Origin of the sequence: Alcanivorax sp. HI0007 (genome assembly GCF_001635525.1) — a bacterium.
Lineage (GTDB): Bacteria > Pseudomonadota > Gammaproteobacteria > Pseudomonadales > Alcanivoracaceae > Alcanivorax.
The window spans coordinates 1-23252 of the sequence record NZ_LWEJ01000258.1 but is presented as its reverse complement, the minus strand read 5'-3'; the positions used below and the strand labels follow the sequence as shown (position 1 = coordinate 23252).

The window sequence follows — 23252 nt, the reverse complement described above, 5'->3', positions numbered from 1 at the left end:
CGGAGAGTATCAATGTCCAAAGCCCTATTGATCATGGCCCATGGCAGCCGCAGCGACACGGCCAACGACGAATTCCGTGCCCTGGTGGAAGCCGTGGCGGAATCCGCCCCTGGGTCGGGCGAGGAATATGTGGCGGTGCTGCCCTGTTTTCTCGAGCTGGCCCAGCCCTCGCTGGTGGAGGCGATTCAGCAGCTGGAACATCAGCCAGTGACCCATGTGCAGCTGTATCCCTTGTTCTTCAACAAGGGCAAACACGTGGGCAAGGATATTCCGGCCCAGGTGGAAGATGCCCGCGAGCGTTTTCCGGCTCTCACCATTGAGTTGCTGGACTACTTCGGCAACGCCGATGGGCTGGCGTCGCTGGTGTTGGAGCACATTGCCTCACAGGACTGAATGATGACGGTCAGGGATGACACCGAACAACGCATTCAACATATTTTCACCACAGAGTCCCGGCGGGTGCTGGCCACCCTGATTCGTCTTCTGGGGGACTTTGATCTGGCCGAAGATGCCTTGCAGGAGGCCTTTATCGCCGCCCTGCGGCAATGGCCCGGTGAGGGGGTGCCGGACAATCCCCGCGCCTGGCTGGTCTCTGCCGGTCGTTTCAAGGCCATCGATCAACTACGTCGCCGGGCCCGCCATGACCAGATTCTCCACGAACAGGCCGAGCAGCTGGCCGCCCGGGCCGTGGTGGAGATGGAGGTGGAAAATATGGCCATCGACGATGACCGGCTTCGCCTGATTTTTACCTGCTGCCACCCGGGGCTCGCCCGGGACGCCCAGGTGGCGCTGACCCTGCGGGAAGTCTGTGGCCTGACCACGGAAGAAATTGCCCGCGCTTTTCTGAAAAAAGCCCCCACCGTGGCCCAGCGTATCGTGCGTGCCAAGGCCAAGATTCGCGATGCCAGGATCCCCTATGAAGTGCCCGAAGGCGACGAACTTTATGAGCGTCTGCAATCGGTGTTGCAGGTGATCTATCTGGTTTTCAACGAGGGATATCTGGCTTCGTCAGGGGATCAGGTGTTGCGCCACGACCTCAGTGAAGAGGCGATTCGTCTGGCTGAACTGGTGCTGTCCCTGCTACCCAGCCCGGAACCGGAATGCCAGGGCTTGCTGGCATTGATGCTGTTGCATCACGCTCGCCGTGCCACGCGTACCACGGCACAGGGAGAGCTGGTATTGCTGGAGCATCAGGATCGCAGCCTGTGGGACCGGGCAGAAATTGCCCGGGCGGATGAATTGGTTCGCCATGCCCTGCAGTCGCAACGTTTTGGCCCCTACACCCTGCAGGCGGCCATTGCCGCTGTTCATGCCCATGCGCCCAGTAGTGAGGCCACCGATTGGGCCGAGATCGTGGGGCTGTATGACCTGTTACTGATCATGATGCCGAGCCCCATCGTGGCACTGAATCGGGCGGTGGCGCTGGCCATGCGTGATGGCCCCGAGATCGGGTTGCAGGCGCTGGCCCCGTTGATGGAGGACGCCTCCCTGCACGATTACCACCTGGCCCACGCCGCCCGGGCGGACATGCACCGTCGACTGGGCCAGCGGGAGTTGGCCCGTAGCGCCTACCTGGCAGCCCTGGAACGGGCCTCGCAGCCCGCGGAACAACGCTTTCTGCGCCAGCGGTTGGTCGAGCTGGGGTGAAAAAAAATCCACAGCCCTGTCGAAACCGTGTCATCCCTTTCGATTCCTTGATAAGACAACCGTAATCAAGGAGAAAACCATGAGCACTGAACGCACTATTGAAGAGCTGACCCGCCGTTGGCTGAAGGCGGCGGCCAGCAATGATGTGGAGGCCGTGATGGCCCTTTACCACCCTGCTATCCGCTCCTTCGACGCCATTCTGGCGCTGCAGGTAAAAGGGGCACCTGCCTATCGGGAGCACTGGAAAAAATGCATGGCATCCTGCCCTGCCGACCCTTTTTTCGAGATGTATGACTTCAAAGTGGAAACGGCCGATTCCCTGGCGGTCAGTCACAGCCTGACCCATTGCGGCGCTACGGTGGAAGGAGAGCAGCAAGGAGGCTGGATGCGTGTGACTCAGGTCTGGGAACGGGACGGGGATCAGTGGCAGATTTTGCATGAGCATTTTTCCTGCCCTTTCAACCCGGAAGATATGTCCCTGATTATGGACTGGCAGCCAGAGCACACGCCGGTACGCTTCAGCTAGGGAGAGAACACGATGAAATATCTATGTCTGGTGTATTACAACGAAGCGGCCATGCAGGAGCGTGGTGATGATCACTGGCGGGCGCTGAACAAGGAGTGCCAGGCCTACAGTGGCGGGCTCACGGAGTCCGGTGTGATGTTGGACGGTTCCGCCCTGCAACCGGTCTCCACGGCCACCACGGTGAGATTGCGGGACGGCCAGGTCAGTGTTACCGACGGCCCCTTTGCGGAAACCAAGGAACAGCTTGCCGGCTTCTATCTGATCGAGGCCAATGATCTCAATGATGCCATTCGTGTGGCCAGCCGTATTCCGCCGGCCCGCTATGGCAGCATCGAAGTGCGACCGGTGCGGGATATTTACGGCGAATCCTCCGATCAGGTCCCCTACGCGGAAGCATTGAAATCCTAGCCCCTCGTGGGAGCTTTGCCTGCAAAGCGACGCGATGGTATTACCTCCATAGCGGCTTTTCGCTTTGCCAGCAAAGCTCCAACAGTGGGAGGGTGCGCTGAACCGGGCCTAGAACGTTTTGGCAAACACCAGTCCGCCCCACAGCACATTCCGGTCGCCCACGCCCTCCTTCAATTCCGAGGTGTGGCCCCGCAGTACATAGCTGAGCCGGTAGCCATCATTGAAGGCCCAGGTGTAGCCCAGCCAGGCTTCGGCCACGCCATGGTTGACCTCGTCACTGTCGTAGCTCACTTCGCTGTCGCGGAACTGGCCCTGCAGAAAGGCGTTATAGGCCCGGCCCACCAGGGCGATGCCGCCCCACAGATAATGTTCATGATTCTGGCTCATGGCGGTGGCGTTGTTGCGCTCCCCGTAATGGGCCAGTTCCGGGCTGGTCTGCCACCAGGGAGAATGCAGGCGCCCGGCGCGGAAGCTCAGGCTCCAGCGTGCTTCGGTGAGGTAGCCCACTGAGCCTTCTACGGTACTCTTCACTTCCAGTCGGTCGGATGACACGGGCAGGATCTTCTGTCGGGCCACCGCATAGCGGAAGGTGGGTTCGCCGCCATCACTGACCTGATGCTCCCAGCCTTCCGCCCGGTCGCTGCCAATCACCTTGTGTACCCCATTCTGGATGTCACCGGCCAGATCCAGCCCCATGGCACCCACTGTCAGGGTGCTGTGCCAGGCCACTTGCCTGGCCGGGTTCACCTGTACCCGGCTGCTGGAAAGATACATCAGGCTGGCGTAGGGGCGGTCGTCATACAACGGGCGCTTGGCCTCCTTGTCTTCCGGGGTGAAACCAAAGATGCCGGCTTCAAAGCTGTGTCCCCGGATCTGGCCCCCGGCGATACCGTCCACGCCGGTGAGTCTGTCGATCCAGGTCAGCGGCGTATTCAGGGACAGGGCGAAATCCCGGGCCTGGCGACCGGTGGCGGCCACACTGATTCCGTAGGTGTAGTCCTGATCGCGACTGCCGGGGACCAGCAAGTCGTTGTCCAGGGTCAGGGACCAGCTGCCGATGGTCCGCTCCTGTTGCGGATCGGGACGAGGCCGACGTGGGCGCTGTTCCTCGAACGCAGGGTCACCGGCCCGGGCCAGTTGCACGCTGTCAGTGCTGGCAGCCATGCCGCTGCCCGGTGTCGCCACGCCGCCCAGCAGGGCAACCAGCAGCGCTGTGATCGCTGATTTGCCCCGTTGGCGCAGCCGCGGTTTGGCAAAACCTGTCAGTCTCTCTGCATCGTTCATGGCGTCATGTCCACCTGGGGGCGTGCCGTGCACACCCGGGTTAGATTTGCTGCGCGTACAGTAGGCCCGGCACGCGCAATAGCGGTATTGCGTTGCTGGGCAGTTGTTGCCTGTTTCTACAGAGAGTTGTTGTTATGCCAGCGATGACGGCGCAGCGAATGTGGCCGTCTGAATCATGGTGACAAGGATGGGCTGGAACAGTTTGATGAAACAGTGGGACTGGCTGGGCGATTTAATCGATTTTTTCGAACTTTACAGTGGTTATGGCGGCCCCGCCTTGTGGCGGCGGTGACCGAATGCCTGCCCGGTACGTTGTTTTTCGTCATTGAGCCTGTCGTATTCCCGCGAGTAGCCTCAGTACGACAAGGCTTGATCCGTTAACGACATGCGAGGAGTGGCAAGGTGGCAGAGGCATATATCGTAGCGGCGGTGCGTACCGCCGGTGGCAAGAAAAATGGTCGGCTGAGCAAGGTGCACCCGGCGGATATGGGTGGCCGGGTCATTGATGCGGTGGTGAATCGTATTGGTGTGGCACCGGAGAAGGTGGACGACGTGATTTTCGGTTGCGTGAGCCAGATCGGTCCGCAGACCTTCAATGTGGCGCGTACCTCCATTCTCAGCTCCTGTCTGCCGGAATCCGTCCCCGGTGTCACCATCGACCGCCAGTGCGGCTCCTCACAACAGGCGATTCACTTCGCCGCCCAGGCGGTCATGAGTGGCACCCAGGATCTGGTCATTGCCGGTGGTGTGGAATCCATGAGTCAGGTGCCCATCGGTGCGCCGGTCACTGCGGTCAAGGAAATGGGCAACCCGTTCACCGGTGAAATCAGCAAGCGTTATCCCGGTGAGACGTTCAGCCAGTTCATCGGTGCCGAACGCATGGCGGAGAAATACGGTGTGAGCAAGGCCGAGCTGGACCAGTTCGCCTACGATTCCCACAAGCGCGGTGCCGCGGCTACCGAAGCCGGCCGCTTCAATGAGGAAATCATTCCGGTGCCGATTACCCTGGAAGATGGCAGCAGCGACGAGCACATCGTCGATGAGGGGATCCGCTGGGAAGCGGAACTGGATGCCATCAAGGCCCTGCAGCCGCTGCAGGAAGGGGGCCATATCAGCGCCGCCAATGCCAGCCAGATTACCGATGGCGCGTCGGCGGTGATGATTGCCAGCGAAAAGGCGGTGAAGGAATACGGTCTGACGCCTCTCGCGCGTATCCATGCCATGGCGGTGGTGGGCTCCGATCCGACCATGGTGCTGGAAGGCCCGATTCCGGCCACCGAGAAAGTGCTCAAGCAGGCCGGCATGACCATTGGCGACATCGATCTGTATGAAGTGAACGAGGCCTTCGGTTCCGTGCCCCTGGCCTGGATGAAGGCGGTAGGCGCCGACTACGACAAGCTCAACGTCAACGGTGGCGCCCAGGCCCTGGGCCATCCGCTGGGTGCCACCGGCACCAAGTTGATGGGAACCCTGGTCTACGAACTCAAGCGTCGCGGTGGCAAGTACGGTCTGTTGGCTATCTGCGAAGGCCTGGGTACAGCTAATGCCACCATCATCGAAGTGCTGTAAGAGCAGTTTCAAGTTGAAAGTGGAAACGCGAGGTTAGTGCTCGCCAGCGATGAAAGGTTGGGTGCCGCGCGGCGGCGTTGTTCGACCTGAAAAAAGCCGCCCCGGTTTCCCGGGGCGGCTTTTTTATGGCTGCAAACAACCACTGTTTGCAAGGAACTAGGGTGCACTGAGCCTAAGGCGAACTGCACCATCAAACGCCGGGCCGGTGCAGTTCGCCTTAGGCTCAGTGCACCCTACGCAATCTGTGGCAACGGTCAGAGGGCGCCCGGCATGTCTGTCATGTCAGGCGCCACTCAGTCTATCTGCCAGCCACACCCCGGCCAGTACCATGATGGCCACCGACCCCACCGGTACAAAGACACGCCGATAGGCCACTGTTTCCCGGACCAGATAGGCCGCTGGCACAAACAGCAGCACGATGGCTACCTGGCCCAGTTCCACCCCCAGATTGAAGCCCAGCAACGGCAGGAAAATGCCACTGTCAGTGAGCCCGAGATCGGCCAGTACCGAGGCAAAGCCCAGCCCATGAATCAGCCCGAACACAAAGGCCATCACCCAGCGTTTGGGAAATAGGCGGGGGACCAGATTTGCCGCTGCACCAAGGGCCACGGTGATGGCAATGGCGGACTCCACCAGCCAGGTGGGTAACGTAATGATGCCCAGTGTCGCCAGCGCCAGGGTCAGCGAGTGGGTCACGGTAAAGGCGGTGACAATGGCCAGGGTCTGGGTAAGTGCGCCGGTGATGGTGGATGCCGGCTGCCAGCCGCCCCGTTGCCATACCAGTACCGCCGGGAACAGTAATGTGAGCAGGAACAGGATATGGTCGTAACCGATCAGGATGTGATGCACGCCCTGGCGAATAAAGCCCTGAAAGGCCTGCCATTGGGAACCGGCATCCCTGCCCATGAGCTGCTGGCGGTGCTGGTTGCTGAACACAGCGGTGAGGGTGCTGTCTCCCTGTTCCAGACGCAGCAGGCCATGGTGGGTGGGGTCTCGATCAAACAGGAACTGATAGCCCACGGCCAATTGCTCCGGCGGCCGCTGGCAATCGCCGCGCCAGTGCAGGGCGGCGTAGGTGCCATCCACGTGGTCGATGGCCTGCAGCCGGGTCAGGTTGAGGGCACAGGCGTGTCGCTGCTCGCCATGCAGTGCCTCGATGGTAAGGGTGGGGAGCACGGTAGCGTCCAGGTTGCGCTGCTGGCGGCGCAGTTCCCCCCAGGTGATGGTGCCATCACCGTTTTGATCCAGGGGCAGCACCAGCTGCAGGTCGCGCAGGGCGATATCCCAGCGCCCCTCTATCAGGGCGTTGCCGGCATTGCTGTTGATCACCAGATAGCTGTCGCTGGGTTTGTGGGCGAATGCCTGCCCGGCCAGCAAGAGCAGGAAAAGCAAAGACAGGGATTTCATTCACTGGCTCCCTTGGCAGGTTGAGTGAGTTGGGCATCGTCAACCTGGTATCGGTCTACAAAGGCCTGTAACTGGCTCAAGGTTGCCTGATCGTCGGCGGCCATGGCGCTGGCGTGCAGCAGTCGCAGGTCAGCCAGTTCCCGTTGCTGCTGCCAGTTTTCCCGGGCCAGGGTGAGGGCGCCTTGCGGATCGGACTCTACTTCAAGCAGGAAGCGGGCGTGCTCGCGCAGGTGGCGCTGGCGACCGGTGTCCTGGTCAGCGGCCATACGGGCCCGGTAGTCCTGCCGCCAGGCCTGGGCCTGAGGGTGCTCAAGGCGTTGCCCGGCAATGGCCAGCCTCAGCAAGGCGCCTTCCCTGTCCTGCCAGTTGGTGAGATCGCGGATGACCGCCTGTGCCTGGTTGCTGGCCAGCCACAGGTCACTTTGCAGGTAGCGTAGATAGGGATCATCCGGGGCCTGTTGCAAGGCGTCACGCAGGTGCTCGGTGGCCAGTTCGAGACGGCCCTGTTGCAGCGCTATTTCCGCGCTCAGGGTGTTCAGCCATTGGGCGGATTTTCCCTGTGGCGCGGCCGGGCTGGATGCCAGGGCCTGCAGGGTGCGATAGGCTTGCTCCCGCTGGCCCGTGATGGCCTGGACGCTGGCCTGACAGAGCAAAACGGTGGTGGGCGGCAGCGTACGGGATGCTGCCTGGCAAGCCTGCCGGGCCTCATCGAGCCGGCCTTGTACCCGGTCAATATTGGCCAGCATCAGCCACGCTTGTCCCTGGTTGGGTGACTGCTCCAGCAGTCGTGTCAGGCGATGACGGGCGCGGGCAAATTGATGACGTTGCTGTTCGATACGGGCCATCAGCAGGTTGGCTGCCGGTGACGACATGTCCTGACTGAATGGAGCCAGCGTGGCCTCGGCGTAACCGAGAAAGCGGGGATCGCCTTGGGTACTGGCATAGTCAATCTGTGAGCGGGCCAGTGCCAGCGCTGCTGACAGGTCGCTGGGTGGAGAAGGCGCCTGCAGCGTTGCCGGAACCTGGGGAAGGCGGGCGAGAACCACATGGTCCCCGCCCGGTGTGTAAGGGGCGGCGCTTGCGGGGGCCGCCATGCAAAACAAAAAGAGAGTCACCGCAACCGACAAAAGACGCCATATTTTGGCGCCTTTGTCAGTCCCGGAGAAGCTCTCTGAAACGTGCGGGTGAAAAGCCTCCACTACCGCATCGCGGTAGTGGAGGCTGGTCTCATTTCTCCGCTGCCAATACATCGTCATAGGCGTTCGGGTTATTCAGATCACGAAAAATGAAGCGGGTATCATTGATGGGAACCGGATCCCGGGTATCCCCGCTAGTGGCTAGCTGAGCTTTCACAAAGGCGGTGTAGTTGATCGCCACCGGCGCCTGCTGGCGGGGACGGTCATTGTCACTGCCAAAGCACCCGCTCAGCACCAATGCACTCAGGCTGATGATGGTAGCCAGTAGATATCGCATGATGTCCTCCTTCACTCTGCTGCGGCAACGTTATCGGCGCCGGGCAGTGGGGTGTTCAGGTAGGGGAAACGGGTCAGGTAGTCCGCCGCGTTGGGCAGGGCACCGTCGTTGACGATAGCGCCACCGTTGACCTGCATGTCCTGAGTACCACAGGAGCCTATTTCGCCACCCGCAGCTTCACCGTTCACGTCGGCGCCACACAGGAAGCCTTCAGCCGCGGTGAGGGCGATATCTACCACATCATCAATCGGGCGTCGGCCATTGGGGAAGCCGGCAAAGTCGCCACCTGCAACACCCAGATCATTCTGGCCACCTGCTGCCGTTGCCGGGATCCCGGTGTTCAGGCGCAGCATTTCGCTGGCGGTAACGGTGGGCAATTGAGTGACGCCGGGCACACCGGTAAGGAAGACAGTGACCAGGTCATTACGGGGCGTTTCCGGCGCCGGTACACCGAACAGGATCTCTACCAGCGCAGGCAGGCTGGGGTTGGTTACATAGGTAGCAAACTGACCATCATCCTTGGGTTCACTGCTGTTGAAACGGTCCTTGTCGGGCAGGCCGATGACCACTTCATTGACCAGCGGAGAGCCAAGACGGGACACCTGGGTAAAGGCGCCGCCTTTCACTGCCGGGCCTTTGGCGTTACTGCTGCCGGTGGTCTCGGAACCCTGCGGTGCCGGGTTGATGACCGTTGCCTGGCGGACGCTGGCGGTGGTCCAGCCGCCGATGACAGTATTCTCACCAGTGAGGCAGTCAGCCGGAACTTCCAGTGCCAGGCTGGTGATGTTCTTGTCGGCAATGATGTTTCTGCGCGAGTCCCGTGCACCCAGCGGATTCAACGCCACCAGGTCGAAGACCTCACCCAGATTGACGACAAAACCTTCCTGGCGCTGTCCGGCAAATACGCGGCCGGGCATGGGGCAGTCAGGGATAGTCACGTCGTAGATAAAGTTGTCTGCGTAGGCTTCGTAGTCATCAATGGATTTGGTGCCGATGTTGTCCAGCGGTTTGGCAAAGCTGCTGTCACCACTGCCGGCCTTGGTCAGGTTTTGTACGTTGCCGGTACGACGGTCGCCGGTCACCATTTCTACGGTGAAGCTTTCCAGTACATTCTGGGCATCGTTGTTTTGGCCGGTTACGGCACCGATATTAATCAATGGTACGGGGACAGAGGTACCGCCTACATCGACCGCCAGGTCGCGGCGTTCGGTGTTGAACTGGAAACGGAAGGTAATGTTTTCTTCCGCGTTGCCATCGTTGTCGATGTGAATTTCATAGATGGCATCATCGTCCAGAGAAAAATAATTGGGGCCACCGTAGGCATCCTGCAGGGGCAGGTAGTTGGCGATCAGAGTGACATAACCCTCTCGGCCGGATTCATAACTGTTGAACATATAGAAATCCGTACCGTCGACTTTGGGCATGCCGGTGATAAATGGCGCTTCTCGGTGGCTGGATGCCATCGTGCCGGCACTGGCCAGCAGAGTGGCGGCAGCACAGGCCGCAGGAAGCAGGGTAAGGCGGGATAGCATGACGAATCTCCTTTCTTGTCGGTGTGAGAGTAGTACGCGTCAGGAAAGGAACTGGATGCAGAATTTCTTTTTCTTTTTTTTGTGCATCCAAATCGGTTTTTTTCACGTATTAACGACAACGCATCTGTCATTAGTGAGGAACGACTTATGGTAATACAGGGGGTGCCTAGTCATGGCGAAAGCAGACGACGGACTAGTACGCGCACTGGCTCGCATCGCTCAGGGCGACCGTCAGGCTTTTGCTGGTTTTTATCAGAAAACCCATCGCGCCGTATTTGGCATGTGTGTGCACTTGCTGCGTGATCGTGATGAGGCCTGTGACGTGCTCCAGGAAACCTATATCCAGGTCTGGCACCACGCCGGCGAATACCATTGTGATCGCGGCAGCGTGCAGACCTGGATGATGTCCATAGGCCGTTATCGCTGTCTTGATGCCTTGCGTCGTCGTCGCCACGAAGCGGATTACGATAGCGTAAGTGACCGTCAGGAAAGCAACACCCTGGGCCCGATGGATAATGTTGGCAATCTGCTTGATCGTCAACGACTCAATCACTGCCTGAAAGATCTGGATGAACGGTATCGTTCCAGTATCGAGATGGCCTACTTTCGTGGTTTCACTCATCAGGAGCTGGCGGTCGCCATGGGTGAGCCGCTGGGAACCACAAAAAGCTGGATTCGTCGCGGGCTGGATGTATTGCGCCGGTGTCTGGACACATGAAGCCGGATAATTACGAACGGAATCATGCGCTGGCCGCAGAATATGTGGTTGGTACGCTGCAGGGTGCCGCCAGGCGACGTTTCGAGCGCTGGATGATGGTCTCTGCCCGGGTGCGCCGTCAGGTGTGGTACTGGGAGCGACGGCTGCAACCTTTCAATGAATCCTTGCCGGAAGAGGTTGCTCCGAGGGCCGTGTGGAACAGCATCGAGCAACGACTCTTTCCAGCCACGGCACCGGTGGCTGCGCGGTGGTGGCAGACCCTGACCGCCTGGCGCTGGAGCACGGGTATCGCCGTGCTGGGCGTTTTTGCCTTGCTGCTGTGGACGCCCTCACCGCCAGTAGTGACGCATTATGTGGGTGTGGTGCAGAGTCAGCAGGCCGAGCCCCTGTGGCTGGTGAACGCCTCTGGGGATCAGCGCTTGAGCGTGAAGGCCATGCCGCCGGTTCAGCCGGCGGACGGTGGCAGGGATTACCAGTTGTGGTTGCTTCCGGAATCCGGTGCGCCGATATCACTGGCATTGCTGCCCACGGGTGGTGCCCGGTTGCAGATGAATCTCAGCGATCAGCAGGTGCGCCAGTTGTTACAATCTCGCTCTCTGGCGATCAGCCTGGAACCGGCGGGTGGTTCACCGACCGGCCAGCCCACCGGTCCGGTGGTGTATCAGACTCGTCTGGTGCAGCTGTAACGCGCAAACGGAAGTGGGCGCATCAGACGGTGAGTTCACTTTCGGCTTGCTCCAGCGACTCCATCGCTTCCAGTAACTGTTCTTCCAGCTCGTCGTGCTGTTTTTTCAGGCGTGCCTGATCGCCAAGCAATGCATTCATTTCGTTTTTACGGCTGTCGTCAGTGTACAGGCTGTCGTCGCCCAGGGCGGTTTCGATCTTGGCCAGTTCCTGGTCACATTGGCTGAGCTGTTTCTCCAGTTTTTCCACTTGCCGCTTGAGGGGGCGTAACTGTTCCCGTTGCTGGGCGGCCTGCTGGCGGCGGGCTTTGGCATCCAGGCCATCGCCGGCTTTTTCTTCCTTGACGGGTTTGCCGTCACGGCGGTTCTGCTGCAGCCAGCGGCCGTAGTCATCCAGGTCACCCTCGAATCGGGTCACCGAACCATTGGCCACCAGCCAGAACTCATCCACGGTGGTTTCCAGCAGGTGCCGGTCGTGGGATACCATCACCACTGCCCCTTCAAAGGCCTGCAGGGCCATATTCAGGGCCTCTCGCATGTCCAGGTCCAGGTGGTTGGCGGGTTCATCCAGAATCAGCAGCGCCGGTTTTTCCTGCACGATCATGGCCAGTGCCAGGCGCGATTTCTCCCCCCCGGAAAAACGTCCCACCGGGGCAAACACATCATCACCGTGAAAGCCGAACCGGCCCAGCTCGCTGCGCAAGGCGGATTCACTCCATTTGGGATGGAAACGTGACAGCATCTGGTAGGGCGTATCGCTGTGATCCAGCCGGTCCACCTGTTGCTGGTGGAAGTAGCCAACCGCCAGGTCGTTGTCCTTGTCGAACCGGCCCGCCAGGGGCGCCAGCTCGCCCACCAGGGTGCGGATCAGGGTGGATTTACCGGCGCCGTTGGGCCCCAGCAAACCCAGTCGCGATTCCGGTCGCAAGCTCAGGCAGACATTGTCGAGAATGGCCACCTCTCCCTGCTCGCTACGGTAACCGCAGCGCACCGCATCCAGATTTTCCATGGGGTTGGGCAGTTTGTCGGGCTTGTGGAAATCGAAACTGAACCCGGAATCCACATGGGCCGGGCCGATCAGTTCCAGTCGTTCCAGTGCCTTGACCCGGCTTTGCGCCTGCTTGGCCTTGGACGCCTTGGCCTTGAAGCGGGCGATGAACTTCTGCATGTGGGCCACCTGGGCCTGCTGCTTTTCATGCATCTTCTGTTGCAGGGACAGCTGTTCGGCGCGCTGACGTTCAAAATCCGAATAGCCGCCGCTGTAGTGCTTCAGCTGTTTGTGTTCGATATGCAGGATCTGGTTGACGGTGGCATCCAGGAAGGCGCGGTCGTGGGAGATCACCAGCAGCGCCCCCGGTTGCTGCACCAGGTAGCTTTGCAACCAGAGGATGGCATCCAGATCCAGGTGGTTGGTGGGCTCATCGAGCAGCAGCAGGTCCGCATCGCTCATCAATACCTGGGCCAGGTTCAGGCGCATGCGCCAGCCCCCGGAAAAACTGGCCACTGGCTGCTGTTGCTGCGCTTCGCTGAAACCGAGCCCGGCCAGCAGGGTGGCGGCCCGGGCCGGCTGTTGCCAGGCGTGCAGGGCTTCCAGTTCGCCATGGGCATGGGCGATGGCGTGGTTGTCACCGGCGGCTTCCGCGTCTGCAAGTGCTTTCTCTGCCCGGCGCAGGGCGCGATGGCCGTCAAGCACATAGTCGATGGCCGGCTGTTCCAGTGCGGGTACTTCCTGGGCCATCATGGCCAGGCGCCAGTCCGCGGGCAGGTTCAGGTTGCCGCCGTCGCTCTCCAGTTCGCCCATGATAAGCTTGAACAGCGAACTCTTGCCGGTGCCGTTGCGGCCCACCAGCCCCACGCGCCAGCCCTTGTGCAGGACCACGCTGGCGTCTTCCAGCAACAGGTCGGGGCCGCGGCGAAGGTTGATGTGTTCCAGAGAGAGCATGGATAGATCCGGGATTGATGAGAACCGGCGCAGTGTAAGCCAGCAAAGGTAACGGGGGAACCGTGGACGACTCCATAAAGCAGGATCTGTGGCGCTATGCCCTGGGGCGATGGCAGGACAAGGATTTTGAGCGAGCCTGCCTGCACCTGCAGGACGAATATCAGGTGCCGGTGGCCCTGTTGCTGTCCGGCCTGTGGCTGGCAGAATCAGGCAAGCAGCCGGATGCAGGAGTAGGGCGCCGAATGGCGGAGCTGGCCGGGCAATTCGAAGCCGATTATCTGCGCCCACTGCGGGCCGTTCGCCGCAAGGCTGGCGACGATGCGCGGCTGCCGGAATTCAAGCGGCAACTCCAACAGGTGGAGCTGGAAGGTGAGCGCTGGCTGCTGACAACCCTGCCGACCCTCTGCGACAACCTGTTGCCTGCCGGCAAGCCGGTGGATGCCATGGCCTGGTTGTTGGTGCTGGTGCCGGAAACGGCGCAGTGTGAGGGGGTGCAGGGCGCTCTCAACGATCTGGTAGCGCTCTAGGCATTGCGACGAAGCCGCTGTAGGAACGGAGCGTAGCGGAGTAACGCACGTTGTGCAGTGCGGCCCGAAGGGTGAGCGTAGCGAATACACCTCTTGAGGTGCGAATCCGAGCCTTGGCGAGGAAACGGTATCGCAGCTACTCCCATCCCTTTCCAGAAAAGCCTGTTGAGTCCTGACATTCCTGATCGGCCTTCGGCCGATTCCGCGTTGACACGCGGTTCGCCCCTCAAGAGGAGCTCCTACGGTGCCACCACCTCGCGCTCTCGCGCTTTGAACTTTTAACGTCCTCCTGCCATCCTTCATTCCCCTTGTGTTTCACCGGACTGTCCCATGACCACCGACCTGGCCTTCGACCGCGATCATCTCTGGCATCCCTATACGTCCACCTCGAAACCCTTGCCCACCTTTGCGGTGGCCAGAGCCGAAGGGGTGCGCTTGACGCTGGAAGACGGGCGCGAGCTGGTGGATGGCATGTCGTCCTGGTGGGCGGCGGTACATGGCTATAACCATCCGGTGCTCAACCAGGCTGCCAAGGACCAGATCGACCGTATGGCTCATGTGATGTTCGGTGGGCTGACCCATGAACCGGCGGTGGAGTTGGGCAAGAAACTGGTGGCATTGACGCCGGACCCGTTGGAGAAGGTGTTTCTGGCTGACAGCGGCTCAGTCTCCGTGGAGGTGGCCATCAAGATGGCCCTGCAGTACTGGCTCAGCCAGGGACACAGCGGCAAGGATAAATTGCTGGCCCTGCGCAATGGCTATCACGGCGATACCTTCGGGGCCATGGCCGCCTGCGACCCGGTCAACGGGATGCACTCCCTGTTCAGCGGGGTGCTGCCCAAGCACTTCTTTGCCGAGGCGCCGCAGTGCCCCTACGACAGTGACTTTGATACCGATGATCTCAATTCCATCCAGCAAATGCTGGCGGATCATCATCAGGAGATCGCCGCCGTGATTCTGGAGCCGGTGGTACAGGGGGCCGGTGGCATGCGCATGTACCACCCCACCTACCTGAAGGCGGTGCGCGCCCTCTGTGATCAGTATGGGGTGCTGCTGATCTTTGATGAAATTGCCACCGGCTTTGGTCGCACCGGCAAGCTGTTTGCGCTGGAGCATGCGGATGTGTGCCCGGACATTCTCTGCCTGGGCAAGGCTATCACCGGTGGCTACATGACCCTGGCGGCGACCCTGTGTACCGATCAGGTGGCGGCCGGTATTTGCGATGGCGAGGCCGGTGTCTTGATGCACGGGCCCACCTTCATGGGCAACCCGCTGGCCTGTGCGGTGGCCAATGCCAGCATTCAGCTACTGCTGGATTCCGGCTGGCAGGAAAAAGTGGCGGCCATCGAGGCGCAGCTAAAGGCGGAGTTGCTGCCACTCAAGGACCTGCCTGCGGTGGCGGATACCCGGGTGTTGGGCGCCATCGGCGTGATGGAAATGAAGGAACCGGTGGCCATGGAACAGGTGCAGGCGCGCTTTGTGGAGCAGGGCGTATGGATCCGTCCGTTCGGCAAACTGGTCTACATCATGCCGCCGTTCGTGATCGAGCCGGCGGACCTGAGCAAGCTCACCGGGGCGATGCGTGACCTGGCCGAAGCTACGTAGCCACTGTAGGAGCTATGCTTGCATGGCGAACCTCGCGCAGCGAGGCGACAGTGCGTAACGTGTTTCGACATTCTTGCTGGGGCCTGCGATCTGCGCCGTCCTGACCGCCCCGGATCAAGCTCAGTGAGCGATTTCCGCGCTAACGCGCGGTTCGCCATGCAAGCATAGCTCCTACAGTCTGCATTGTTGCGTTCGTGGCTGGCAGGGGGCTTTGCTTTGCAGCTCGAAGCGGATCGCTCGCCGCTGCTTTTACCGAAACCCCGGCATGGTCTGTATCAGGTGGCGTTGTACTTCCAGCCATTCGCCAATGCGGCGCCAATGCTGCTGGTCGTCCAGGTGGCGGGAAACAGCAGCGTCCAGGACGCCCTCGCCATTGCTCATGGCCTGAACATAAAGCTGGGTATCGCGCAGGGTCACCAGATAAGGAATCTTCAGGCTGGCGAGAAACTGGCGCAGGGATTCGTACATGCGGGTGCGGGTGCGTGAGCGATTGGCAATCACGGCCAGTCGACGCGGCCGCCGCCGGTAGCTGGGAGCAAGCATCACGGTTTGCAGAAAACGGGTGGTGGCGCGAATATCGATGGGGCTGGGCAGCACGGGAACCAATACCACCTGGGACAGGCGCAGCAGGTGATCAAGATGATGAGGGTCCAGGCCAGCGGGTGAGTCAATGATGGTCACCGGCGCCGCCTGGTCCAGCTTCTGCTGCAGTCGTCCAAGGGAAACCGGCTCGCCGGCGGGCCAGGATAAACCGTGAATCGTGGTGTTCTGGCGTAATTTCAGCCATTGCAGCGATGATTGCTGTGGGTCCATATCCAGCAGGGAGACACGTCTCCCGAGTGCCTCATAATAGCAGGCCAGGTTGGTGGCGATGGTGGTCTTGCCGCACCCGCCTTTGCTGTTCGCAATCAGAATGACCATGCGGGACGGGGCGGACGAACGCGGTTGGGAGCCGATCCCCTTGGCAGGGCTGTTCTGTGCGCTATTCATGCCGTGTCTTATTCGTTTTTTTGCGGGGAAGTATGCCCGGCGTTTGGGGTGGCGCGATCACTGAGTGAATGAAAAGTGATACAGCTCACAAAACCAACAGTACCGCAAAATAAGGCGTATGGATGTAATTTGTGATGTTATTTTGCTCTTGCAGGGAACTGAATCCTGTGAAGAAGGCTCACTAAAGGGGGAGAACGGATCATGCGTTATCTGTTGATTATCATCGTATTGCTGGTGGTTGTGCTGGCCGCCCTGTTTACTGTGCCACTGGGCAGCGGCAAACCGTTGCTGGATTGGCAGCATGTGGAACAGAACTGGCAGCAGCCGGAACGGTTGCTGGACCGGAAGATTTCTCCCTGGATGGAGGAAAGCGGGGAAAGCGCGGAGATGTATCGCTGGCGTGACCCCCAGGGAAACTGGCAGTATGGCCAGATTCCGCCGCCCGGTGTGCAGGCGGAACCCTTTACCGTAAAAAATCCGACCACCATCACCGCTGAGAAAATGCGCGGTGGCGGCGGTCTGGAACAGCAACAACAACAGTAGGCCAATTGGAGGCAGAATGAAGAAATTGGGAATCGTGCTGGCGGGAACCGTCCTGCTGGCAGCATGTGGTCAGGAAAGTGCAGAGCTGAAAAGCGACGATCAGAAAGCGTCCTATGCGCTGGGCTTCCGCAGTGCGGAGCAAATGCGCAGCCTGGAGAATCTGGATCTGGAGGCCATGGTAGCGGGTCTGCGTGATGGTTTTGCCGAAGACGGCAAATCACAGCTGGGTGATGAAGATCTGGATCAGCTGATTCGTGATTTCCAGGGCCGCATGATTGAAGCCCAGCAGAAGAAGATGGAAGAGCAGGCGGGTAACAACCTGGAAGCCAGCGAGAAATTCCTGGCCGAGAACGCCGAGCGCGATGGCGTTACCGTGACCGACAGCGGCCTGCAGTACGAAGTGCTGGAATCCGGTGAGGAAGGCGCTGCCTCCCCCACTCTGGAAGACACCGTGGAAGTGCACTACCACGGCACCCTGCCGGATGGCACCGTGTTCGACAGCTCCGTAGAGCGTGGTCAGCCGGCCAGCTTCGGCCTGCAGCACATCATTCCGGCCTGGCAGGAAGCGCTGCCGATGATGAAGGAAGGCGACAAGTGGAAAGTCTTTGTCCCGCCGTCTCTGGGCTATGGTGAGCAGGGCGCCGGTGGCGATATCGGCCCCAACCAGGCGCTGATCTTCGAGATCGAACTGCTGGACGTAAAAGGCAGCGGTAACGAAGCGAGTGCTGACGAGGAATAAATCCCGTCGTGACATGCTTCAAAAAAAGGGCGCCCTCGGGCGCCCTTTTTTGTTGATTCGGACGCCATTATTTCTGTAGGAGCTATGCTTGCATGGCGAACCACGCGTGGCGGGGAATCGCCCGCAGGGCGATCAGGAATATCCGCACTCGACAGGTTTCATTTAACCGGTTAGGTGGTCGTCACCTTCATTCGCGCCTCCAGAGGCGCTCCTACATTTAGCCTTGAAGCGCGGAGCACGGCGGGTGCTGTTGCACGCTATGCATTTCTTCGAGTTGCAGCTTGAAGCTCCTGGCTTGCCGCTGCTTTCAATGCATCGCCTGCTGCTGCGGCGGTTCCTGCTGGTGAATGCTCAGAATCAACTGGTCTTCCAGTGCAAAGCGTTCTTCCAGGGTCTGCATCAGCAGGGCAATCCGTTCCGGGAGCTGATTCCGCTGAACTAGCCATTGCTCCGGGTGCTGGAAATCCTCGTTGAAAGCCAGCGCTTCGTCGGTGGAGCTGTCCAGCTGCTTGAGAATCTGGCGGGTCAGTGTGGGATTGTCGCGGTGGAAGTGGCGAGCCTCGTTGACCAGTTCCCGGTACACCTCGAAGTAACCGGCACTGATGTAGTCCATCAGCAACTGACAAAATTGCTGGACCTGCTTCTGCAGTGGCTGACGGTGATCGGACAGACCTTTCAGGCCCTGCAGGGTGCAAAGCAGCACGATCAGTTGCTGGCGTTCATCCAGCCAGGCTTGGACCAGTGCTTCAATGCGCCGCCACTGTGCCAGTGCGGCGGAATGGGAGCTCGCCATGGTTCCTCCTCGGCGTCGCCATTGACGATTGTCGGATTGGGCTATCGAGCCTAGAACCGGCGGTACCGTGCTGGCAATGGGGCAAAACCGGCGCGAATCCGGGTCAGGAAGAAAACCCACGATATCTCAGCCACTTGTGGCTAAAGACAAATTTCTTCTAAACAGCGGGTTTTTAGAGCGCCAGGGGCAAGAGGGCGACGCTTATCCTCGGCGGCAGGAGTGTGGTGCTGGATGTGACGCTGAATACAAGCCTCAAGCCTCAAGCTACAAGCTGCAACGCGGTTGAATGTCCTATTTGTCCCGAATGTAACGGGCCGCGCCCATAGCTGTGGGCGCGGCCTGATTGCTTTGAAAAACAGACAAATCCACACTCGCGTTGTAGCTTGTAGCTTGAGGTTGATCTGAGCCGGGAGCGTGCTAGTGAAGAATGCGGTCTAGAGATACTGCGCCACCCAGGGCCAAAGCCAGGGCAGGGCCATTGCCGTGACCAGCCCGCAGAGACCCAATGCCAGACCGGCAAAAGCGCCGGCCTTTTCGCCGTATTCGAAGGCACGGGCGGTGCCGATGGCATGGGCCACCAGACCCAGGGCAAAGCCCTTGATGCGATGGTCGGTGACCTTGAGCAGCCGGAAGATGGGACCGGCGGCCAGGGCGCCGACAATGCCGGTGATGGCCACCGCGCCGGCGGCGAGGGAGACAAAGCCGCCGGTGGATTGCACCACCTCCACGGCAATCGGGGTGGTGATGGATTTCGGGGCCAGCGAGCCCACCACCTCCGCCGGGGCGCCCAGCCACCAGGCCAGCCCCACGGCGATGGCGGCGGAGATAAAGGCGCCCAGCACGGTGGCGATCAGGATTGGCGTGAGTACGCTGCGTACGGTGTGTAGCTGCCGGTACAGGGGCCAGGCCAGGGCCACGGTGGCGGGGCCCAGCAGGAAAGAGATCAGCGTGGTCTGGTCCCGGTATTCTTCATAATCCACCCCCACCAGGGGTAATACGATAATCACCGGGATCGAGGCCACCAGGAAGGGGTGGAACAGGGGCAGGCTGTTGCTGCGCCCGTATACCCACAGGGCAAAACGGTAGCTGGCCAGGGTCAGCAGGATACCGAACAGGGGGGTGTGTACCAGGCCGGCCAGGCTATCCAGTTTATCCATCATGGCGGCCTCCCGCTGATTCGCCATGCTTGCCGCCCAGCAGTTTCTTCAGCATCAGCGTCACCAGCACCAGGCTTAGCAGGGTGCCCAGTACTACAGCGACGCCCAGCGCCAGCGCATAGTCTTCATAGCGGTGCCATTGCAGCACGATGCCCACCCCCAGTGGGAAAATCAGCAGGCTGATGTGTTTGATCAGGGCGCCGGCGGCGGGAGCCACCCGCTGGCTGAAGGGCACATTGAGCAACAGTGCCAGTAACAACAGCACCATGCCGACCACCGAGGCGGGCAGGGGGATGCCGGTGAGACGGATGACCACCTCACCGAGGAACTGGAAAAACAGCAGGATCAGCAGGCCGTCGATCATGGCGGATCAGGATCTGGACAGGGGGCGGAACAGTTGCACCAGGGCGACCAGTAGCAGACCGGAAAATACCACCAGAGACCAGGCCGGCAGACTCAGCCCCAGGAAAGACCAGTCCATCTCCGCGCACTCCCCGGAACCGGCCAGCACTTCCTGAATGACGCTTTGCAGGGGAAAGACGTCCAGCATGTAGTTGAGGCCGGGACCACAGGCGGGAACCTGGTCCGCCGGCAGACTCTGCAGCCAGATATGACGGACGGAGACGGCGCCGCCAGCGATGGCTGCCAGCCCGGTAAGCGCGCCGTAAATGCGCACCCCGAAACCCTTGGGCCCATGCAGGGCAGCAATCAGCAGAACCACAGCGGCGGCGATCACGCCGATGCGCTGGAAGATACACAGCGGGCAGGGCTCAAGGCCGTCCACGTGTTGCAGATAAAGGGCACCGGCCATGGCGGCAATACAGGCCAGCAGGGCAAGCAGGTTGAGCTGACGGGGTGCGGGGATCAGGGACAGCATGGGCCACTCTTTTCGTCGGGGACCGGCGAAGGGTAGGCAAAAGCGGGGTTGGCGGCAAGGGTGGGATGGAGCCGTGGGGGCGGTCGTTCCATCGCGATCTTCATGGGGCAGGGCATTCGCGAGAGAACGACCGCTGCCACAGGATGGAGGTAGAGGGTAGGGCTGCTGTCCGAATGGTGTCAGGCCTGACGCGCTTCCTGCTCGCGCAGGTTGCGGTCATGCCAGGCATCCATACCGGCTTCCCATCCCTGAAACCACCATTCTGCCAAGGCATCGTCGGCAGGGTAGGGACAACGATTACTGTCACCCCCGCCCATGCCCCACATGCATCCCTGGTTGTAGGCTTTTTCGCACTGATCACGATCCGGCATCGCGACACTCCCTTGCTGGTTAGTCCGAGACTACCACCGCAAGCCCGGTTGAATAGGGAAGAAGCACGTATTTTTGTTGTGAAATTGCACAAAAACCGGATCGGGGCATGGTGTTGGGACATGGCGCACAGCGGGTGTGTGACAACTGCACCAGGCATAACGGCAACCCGTTTCATTCCAGAGCACACCGGGAACCCTGAGATAGGATTTTCCCGGTGTGCGCTGTGGCTTCATCGCACGCGGGGCGGTTGCGCAAGAGTTACGAGAAACGGGTTACGAGTTACGAGGGGCGAGAAGCGAAAGGCAAAACAGTCCGTATTCTGAAACGCGCTCTTCGCTTCTCGCTTTAGTCGCGGAAGTAATCCGCCAGATAATCCTCGAAACTCTGGGTTTCCGCATCTTCCCAGTGCCGCTGCTCGGTCAGACTGTGAGCGGCCAGTTGTTCCAGGCGCTGGTTGGTGTCGTCGCAGCGCTGCCGGGAGAGGAAGTGGTCCCGATGGGCCAGGGCCTGGTTCATGGCGAACTGGAAGAAACTTTGCTGGCGGCTTTCCAGTTTGTCGAGAATCCGGGCCGATGGGGTGGTGTCCGGGTTGTCCACCTTTTCCTGCTGGCGGGCCAGGGCGTCGCTGTAGTTGTTGCCGCCATGGGTGCGGTCGAACAGTTCGGCGATGGGCTGCATCTGCTGCAGTTTTTCTGTCGCCCAGTCTTTCAGTGATACGGCCTTGCCCCAGTTGCACAGTTCGATGGCGGTGTTGCGGCCGTCGTAGACCACCTTGCGCAGGTTTTCCTTGCTGGCATGCAGGTCGCACTTTTCCAGTTGCGGGGATTCGCGCAGCAGGCAGTAGGTGGCAAACAGGTCCAGGAAACGGATTTCCTGCTGGTTGATGCCCACCGGTTCGAACGGGTTCAGATCCAGGGCGCGGATCTCGATATATTCCACGCCGCGCTTCTGCAGAGCGGTGGTGGGGCGCTCGCCCTTGTTGATGGTGCGCTTGGGGCGGATCGAGGAGTAGTACTCGTTCTCGATCTGCAGGATGTTGGCATTCAGCTGGCGATAGTCGTTGCCCACCTTTACGCCGATCTTTTCGTAGGCCGGTTCCGGCGTCTTGATGGCGTGGGTCAGGGTGGCCACATACTCGTCCAGATTGTTGTAGCTGATTGCCAGGGACGACTGGGCATTGTTCTGGTAGCCCAGATCGCTCATGCGCAGGCTGGTGGCGTTGGGTTTGAACAGGGTGTGGTCAAAGGTATCCAGCTGGTGCTCACGACCGGCCAGGAAGGATTTGCACAGGGCCGGTGAGGCGCCGAACAGGTACACCAGCAGCCAGGAATAACGCTGGAAGTTGCGGGTCAGATCGAAATAGCGCTTGGAGATATAGTCCTGCAGCGGGCCTCTTTCCCCTTCCAGTACCTGGTTCAGTTTCCAGAATTCTTCCGGGTAGGAAAAGTTGTAATGGATGCCGGCAATGGTCTGCATCTTGCGGCCATAGCGGTGACCCAGCCCTTCCCGGTAGACGCTCTTCATGCGACCCACATTGGAGCTGCCGTACTGTGCCACCGGCACGTCAGCATCGTTGCTGATCATGCACGGCATGGAGTTGACCCACAGCACCTCGTCACCGATATGGCTGTAAACGTAGCGGTGCAGCTGCTCGAGAAATTCCAGCGGCTTGTGCAGCTCGGTGCTGGGCGGGGTGATGAATTCCAGCAGGGCTTCGGAATAGTCCGTGGTGATATAGGGGTGAGTGAGCGCAGAGCCCAGCGCGGTGGGATGGGGCGTCTGGGCCAGGGTGCCATCGGTGGTAATGCGCAGGCTTTCTTTTTCGATGCCGCGGCGGATACCCGCCAGGGTGGCGGCGGCGTCTGAGTCCAGCAGGGCGTGAATACGCTGTTCAAGTTTCATGGTTTGGCCCTGTCGTCCCGCCGGGCGAGCCCGGCGGCGGGTGTGACGGAAATCCGACAATCATGGGGCAGTAGAATGACAGAGAGAAGTCACCGGGTCACAGGCGCTTCTTGCCTTTCTTCTGCTCGTCCTTGGCCTTGGCGAACAGGTCCGCGAAGGTGCCGCCACCGGTGTTCTGGGGCTGGCCTCCGCCACGCTTGTTGCCGCCCTGGCGCTGGCCGCCACCATTGCCCTTGCGGGCGCTGGCAGGGCGCTGCCCGGCCGCTTTCTCGGCGGGCTGATCGTCCATGCGCATGGTCAGGCTGATGCGTTTGCGGTCCAGGTCCACTTCCAGCACTTTCACCTTGACGATATCCCCGGGCTTGACCACATCGTGGGGGTCTTCCACGAATTTGTCGGCCAGGGCGGAGACGTGAACCAGACCATCCTGATGCACGCCGATATCCACGAAGGCGCCGAAGTTGGTCACGTTGGTCACCGTACCTTCCAGAATCATGGAGGGCTTCAGGTCCTTGAGGGTTTCCACCCCTTCCTTGAAGACGGCAGCCTTGAATTCCG

The 23252-nt window shown here is 60.5% G+C and carries 25 protein-coding genes; 11 read left to right on the top strand and 14 right to left on the bottom strand.

Features of this window, described 5'->3' with window-relative positions:
• Nucleotides 1–12: 12 nt before the first annotated feature.
• From A3714_RS14955 to A3714_RS14940, 4 genes are all read left to right on the top strand, one after another.
• Complete coding sequence (locus A3714_RS14955; RefSeq protein ID WP_063508415.1) at nt 13–393, top strand: sirohydrochlorin chelatase; 381 nt, start codon at nt 13–15, stop codon at nt 391–393.
• A gap of 3 nt (nt 394–396) precedes the next feature.
• The gene (locus A3714_RS14950) at nt 397–1647 is read left to right on the top strand and encodes an RNA polymerase sigma factor (RefSeq protein ID WP_063508435.1); all 1251 of its coding nucleotides are present in this window, start codon (nt 397–399) and stop codon (nt 1645–1647) included.
• Nucleotides 1648–1726: 79 nt separating this feature from the next.
• Nucleotides 1727–2173, top strand: coding sequence for a nuclear transport factor 2 family protein (locus A3714_RS14945; protein WP_063508416.1), 447 nt, complete (start codon nt 1727–1729; stop codon nt 2171–2173).
• Between the two features lie 12 nt (nt 2174–2185).
• Complete coding sequence (locus tag A3714_RS14940) at nt 2186–2581, top strand: YciI family protein (RefSeq protein WP_062815381.1); 396 nt, start codon at nt 2186–2188, stop codon at nt 2579–2581.
• A 108-nt stretch (nt 2582–2689) separates the two neighbouring features.
• Here A3714_RS14940 and A3714_RS14935 read toward each other — a convergent pair whose 3' ends face one another.
• On the bottom strand, nt 2690–3865 hold the full coding sequence (locus A3714_RS14935) for a lipid A deacylase LpxR family protein (RefSeq protein ID WP_082810735.1): 1176 nt from the start codon (nt 3863–3865) through the stop codon (nt 2690–2692).
• A gap of 402 nt (nt 3866–4267) precedes the next feature.
• Between A3714_RS14935 and A3714_RS14930 the strand changes: the two genes are divergently transcribed.
• Nucleotides 4268–5434 (top strand): acetyl-CoA C-acetyltransferase, encoded by a 1167-nt coding sequence (locus tag A3714_RS14930; RefSeq protein WP_063508417.1) that lies wholly within the window; start codon nt 4268–4270, stop codon nt 5432–5434.
• A gap of 282 nt (nt 5435–5716) precedes the next feature.
• On the opposite strand, the gene A3714_RS14925 is transcribed toward A3714_RS14930, so the two are convergent.
• The 4 genes from A3714_RS14925 to A3714_RS14910 all read right to left on the bottom strand — a co-directional run bounded on the left by A3714_RS14925 (nt 5717) and on the right by A3714_RS14910 (nt 9846).
• A complete protein-coding gene (locus A3714_RS14925) occupies nt 5717–6841 on the bottom strand; it encodes a HupE/UreJ family protein (RefSeq protein ID WP_063508418.1) in 1125 nt (374 codons plus the stop codon).
• Complete coding sequence (locus tag A3714_RS14920; RefSeq protein WP_063526283.1) at nt 6838–7935, bottom strand: lipopolysaccharide assembly protein LapB; 1098 nt, start codon at nt 7933–7935, stop codon at nt 6838–6840. Before A3714_RS14920 ends, A3714_RS14925 begins: the two co-directional genes overlap by 4 nt.
• Before the next feature lie 133 nt (nt 7936–8068).
• Nucleotides 8069–8314, bottom strand: coding sequence for a hypothetical protein (locus tag A3714_RS14915; protein WP_062815385.1), 246 nt, complete (start codon nt 8312–8314; stop codon nt 8069–8071).
• Between the two features lie 11 nt (nt 8315–8325).
• Nucleotides 8326–9846, bottom strand: a complete 1521-nt coding sequence (locus A3714_RS14910; protein WP_062815386.1) for a DUF4331 domain-containing protein — start codon at nt 9844–9846, stop codon at nt 8326–8328.
• A 172-nt stretch (nt 9847–10018) separates the two neighbouring features.
• Here A3714_RS14910 and A3714_RS14905 point away from each other — a divergent pair, with 172 nt between their 5' ends.
• On the top strand, nt 10019–10564 hold the full coding sequence (locus A3714_RS14905; protein WP_062815387.1) for an RNA polymerase sigma factor: 546 nt from the start codon (nt 10019–10021) through the stop codon (nt 10562–10564).
• Nucleotides 10561–11250: an anti-sigma factor domain-containing protein gene (locus A3714_RS14900; protein WP_062815388.1), complete on the top strand. Its 690-nt coding sequence runs from the start codon at nt 10561–10563 to the stop codon at nt 11248–11250. The genes A3714_RS14905 and A3714_RS14900 overlap by 4 nt, the downstream gene beginning before the upstream one ends.
• Before the next feature lie 22 nt (nt 11251–11272).
• On the opposite strand, the gene A3714_RS14895 is transcribed toward A3714_RS14900, so the two are convergent.
• On the bottom strand, nt 11273–13189 hold the full coding sequence (locus A3714_RS14895) for an ATP-binding cassette domain-containing protein (RefSeq protein ID WP_063508420.1): 1917 nt from the start codon (nt 13187–13189) through the stop codon (nt 11273–11275).
• A 62-nt stretch (nt 13190–13251) separates the two neighbouring features.
• Here A3714_RS14895 and A3714_RS14890 point away from each other — a divergent pair, with 62 nt between their 5' ends.
• A complete protein-coding gene (locus tag A3714_RS14890) occupies nt 13252–13716 on the top strand; it encodes a TIGR02444 family protein (protein WP_062815390.1) in 465 nt (154 codons plus the stop codon).
• A 330-nt stretch (nt 13717–14046) separates the two neighbouring features.
• Nucleotides 14047–15321 carry an adenosylmethionine--8-amino-7-oxononanoate transaminase gene (gene bioA, locus A3714_RS14885; protein WP_063508421.1) on the top strand — a complete coding sequence of 425 codons (1275 nt, stop codon included), beginning with the start codon at nt 14047–14049 and terminating at the stop codon, nt 15319–15321.
• 249 nt (nt 15322–15570) lie between these two features.
• Here the strand turns inward: bioA and A3714_RS14880 are convergent, their stop codons facing one another.
• The gene (locus A3714_RS14880) at nt 15571–16311 is read right to left on the bottom strand and encodes a ParA family protein (protein WP_062815392.1); all 741 of its coding nucleotides are present in this window, start codon (nt 16309–16311) and stop codon (nt 15571–15573) included.
• Nucleotides 16312–16512: 201 nt separating this feature from the next.
• Here A3714_RS14880 and A3714_RS14875 point away from each other — a divergent pair, with 201 nt between their 5' ends.
• Nucleotides 16513–16854 (top strand): DUF4124 domain-containing protein, encoded by a 342-nt coding sequence (locus tag A3714_RS14875; RefSeq protein ID WP_062815393.1) that lies wholly within the window; start codon nt 16513–16515, stop codon nt 16852–16854.
• Nucleotides 16855–16870: 16 nt separating this feature from the next.
• Nucleotides 16871–17593: an FKBP-type peptidyl-prolyl cis-trans isomerase gene (locus A3714_RS14870; protein ID WP_063508422.1), complete on the top strand. Its 723-nt coding sequence runs from the start codon at nt 16871–16873 to the stop codon at nt 17591–17593.
• 307 nt (nt 17594–17900) lie between these two features.
• On the opposite strand, the gene A3714_RS14865 is transcribed toward A3714_RS14870, so the two are convergent.
• The 7 genes from A3714_RS14865 to A3714_RS14835 form a co-directional block, all read right to left on the bottom strand.
• Complete coding sequence (locus A3714_RS14865) at nt 17901–18386, bottom strand: Rsd/AlgQ family anti-sigma factor (protein WP_063508423.1); 486 nt, start codon at nt 18384–18386, stop codon at nt 17901–17903.
• 434 nt (nt 18387–18820) lie between these two features.
• Nucleotides 18821–19546 (bottom strand): LrgB family protein, encoded by a 726-nt coding sequence (locus A3714_RS14860; protein ID WP_062815396.1) that lies wholly within the window; start codon nt 19544–19546, stop codon nt 18821–18823.
• Nucleotides 19536–19907 carry a CidA/LrgA family protein gene (locus A3714_RS14855; protein ID WP_062815397.1) on the bottom strand — a complete coding sequence of 124 codons (372 nt, stop codon included), beginning with the start codon at nt 19905–19907 and terminating at the stop codon, nt 19536–19538. The genes A3714_RS14860 and A3714_RS14855 overlap by 11 nt, the downstream gene beginning before the upstream one ends.
• Before the next feature lie 6 nt (nt 19908–19913).
• Nucleotides 19914–20420: a disulfide bond formation protein B gene (locus A3714_RS14850; protein ID WP_063508424.1), complete on the bottom strand. Its 507-nt coding sequence runs from the start codon at nt 20418–20420 to the stop codon at nt 19914–19916.
• A 179-nt stretch (nt 20421–20599) separates the two neighbouring features.
• Nucleotides 20600–20791 (bottom strand): ribosome modulation factor, encoded by a 192-nt coding sequence (gene rmf, locus A3714_RS14845; protein WP_062815399.1) that lies wholly within the window; start codon nt 20789–20791, stop codon nt 20600–20602.
• A gap of 346 nt (nt 20792–21137) precedes the next feature.
• Nucleotides 21138–22694: a glutamate--cysteine ligase gene (gene gshA, locus A3714_RS14840; RefSeq protein ID WP_063508425.1), complete on the bottom strand. Its 1557-nt coding sequence runs from the start codon at nt 22692–22694 to the stop codon at nt 21138–21140.
• 97 nt (nt 22695–22791) lie between these two features.
• A partial coding sequence (locus A3714_RS14835; protein ID WP_156493870.1) for a S1 RNA-binding domain-containing protein occupies nt 22792–23252 on the bottom strand: 461 nt, incomplete at its 5' end.

Bases quoted from the DNA above. Each gene is read 5' to 3' on its own strand.
- A3714_RS14955 (WP_063508415.1), top strand. From the start codon at position 13: ATGTCCAAAGCCCTATTGATCATGGCCCATGGCAGCCGCAGCGACACG.
- A3714_RS14950 (WP_063508435.1), top strand. From the start codon at position 397: ATGACGGTCAGGGATGACACCGAACAACGCATTCAACATATTTTCACC.
- A3714_RS14945 (WP_063508416.1), top strand. From the start codon at position 1,727: ATGAGCACTGAACGCACTATTGAAGAGCTGACCCGCCGTTGGCTGAAG.
- A3714_RS14940 (WP_062815381.1), top strand. From the start codon at position 2,186: ATGAAATATCTATGTCTGGTGTATTACAACGAAGCGGCCATGCAGGAG.
- A3714_RS14935 (WP_082810735.1), bottom strand. From the start codon at position 3,865: ATGAACGATGCAGAGAGACTGACAGGTTTTGCCAAACCGCGGCTGCGC.
- A3714_RS14925 (WP_063508418.1), bottom strand. From the start codon at position 6,841: ATGAAATCCCTGTCTTTGCTTTTCCTGCTCTTGCTGGCCGGGCAGGCA.
- A3714_RS14920 (WP_063526283.1), bottom strand. From the start codon at position 7,935: ATGGCGGCCCCCGCAAGCGCCGCCCCTTACACACCGGGCGGGGACCAT.
- A3714_RS14915 (WP_062815385.1), bottom strand. From the start codon at position 8,314: ATGCGATATCTACTGGCTACCATCATCAGCCTGAGTGCATTGGTGCTG.
- A3714_RS14910 (WP_062815386.1), bottom strand. From the start codon at position 9,846: ATGCTATCCCGCCTTACCCTGCTTCCTGCGGCCTGTGCTGCCGCCACT.
- A3714_RS14905 (WP_062815387.1), top strand. From the start codon at position 10,019: ATGGCGAAAGCAGACGACGGACTAGTACGCGCACTGGCTCGCATCGCT.
- A3714_RS14900 (WP_062815388.1), top strand. From the start codon at position 10,561: ATGAAGCCGGATAATTACGAACGGAATCATGCGCTGGCCGCAGAATAT.
- A3714_RS14895 (WP_063508420.1), bottom strand. From the start codon at position 13,189: ATGCTCTCTCTGGAACACATCAACCTTCGCCGCGGCCCCGACCTGTTG.
- bioA (WP_063508421.1), top strand. From the start codon at position 14,047: ATGACCACCGACCTGGCCTTCGACCGCGATCATCTCTGGCATCCCTAT.
- A3714_RS14880 (WP_062815392.1), bottom strand. From the start codon at position 16,311: ATGAATAGCGCACAGAACAGCCCTGCCAAGGGGATCGGCTCCCAACCG.
- A3714_RS14875 (WP_062815393.1), top strand. From the start codon at position 16,513: ATGCGTTATCTGTTGATTATCATCGTATTGCTGGTGGTTGTGCTGGCC.
- A3714_RS14870 (WP_063508422.1), top strand. From the start codon at position 16,871: ATGAAGAAATTGGGAATCGTGCTGGCGGGAACCGTCCTGCTGGCAGCA.
- A3714_RS14865 (WP_063508423.1), bottom strand. From the start codon at position 18,386: ATGGCGAGCTCCCATTCCGCCGCACTGGCACAGTGGCGGCGCATTGAA.
- A3714_RS14860 (WP_062815396.1), bottom strand. From the start codon at position 19,546: ATGATGGATAAACTGGATAGCCTGGCCGGCCTGGTACACACCCCCCTG.
- A3714_RS14855 (WP_062815397.1), bottom strand. From the start codon at position 19,907: ATGATCGACGGCCTGCTGATCCTGCTGTTTTTCCAGTTCCTCGGTGAG.
- A3714_RS14850 (WP_063508424.1), bottom strand. From the start codon at position 20,420: ATGCTGTCCCTGATCCCCGCACCCCGTCAGCTCAACCTGCTTGCCCTG.
- rmf (WP_062815399.1), bottom strand. From the start codon at position 20,791: ATGCCGGATCGTGATCAGTGCGAAAAAGCCTACAACCAGGGATGCATG.
- gshA (WP_063508425.1), bottom strand. From the start codon at position 22,694: ATGAAACTTGAACAGCGTATTCACGCCCTGCTGGACTCAGACGCCGCC.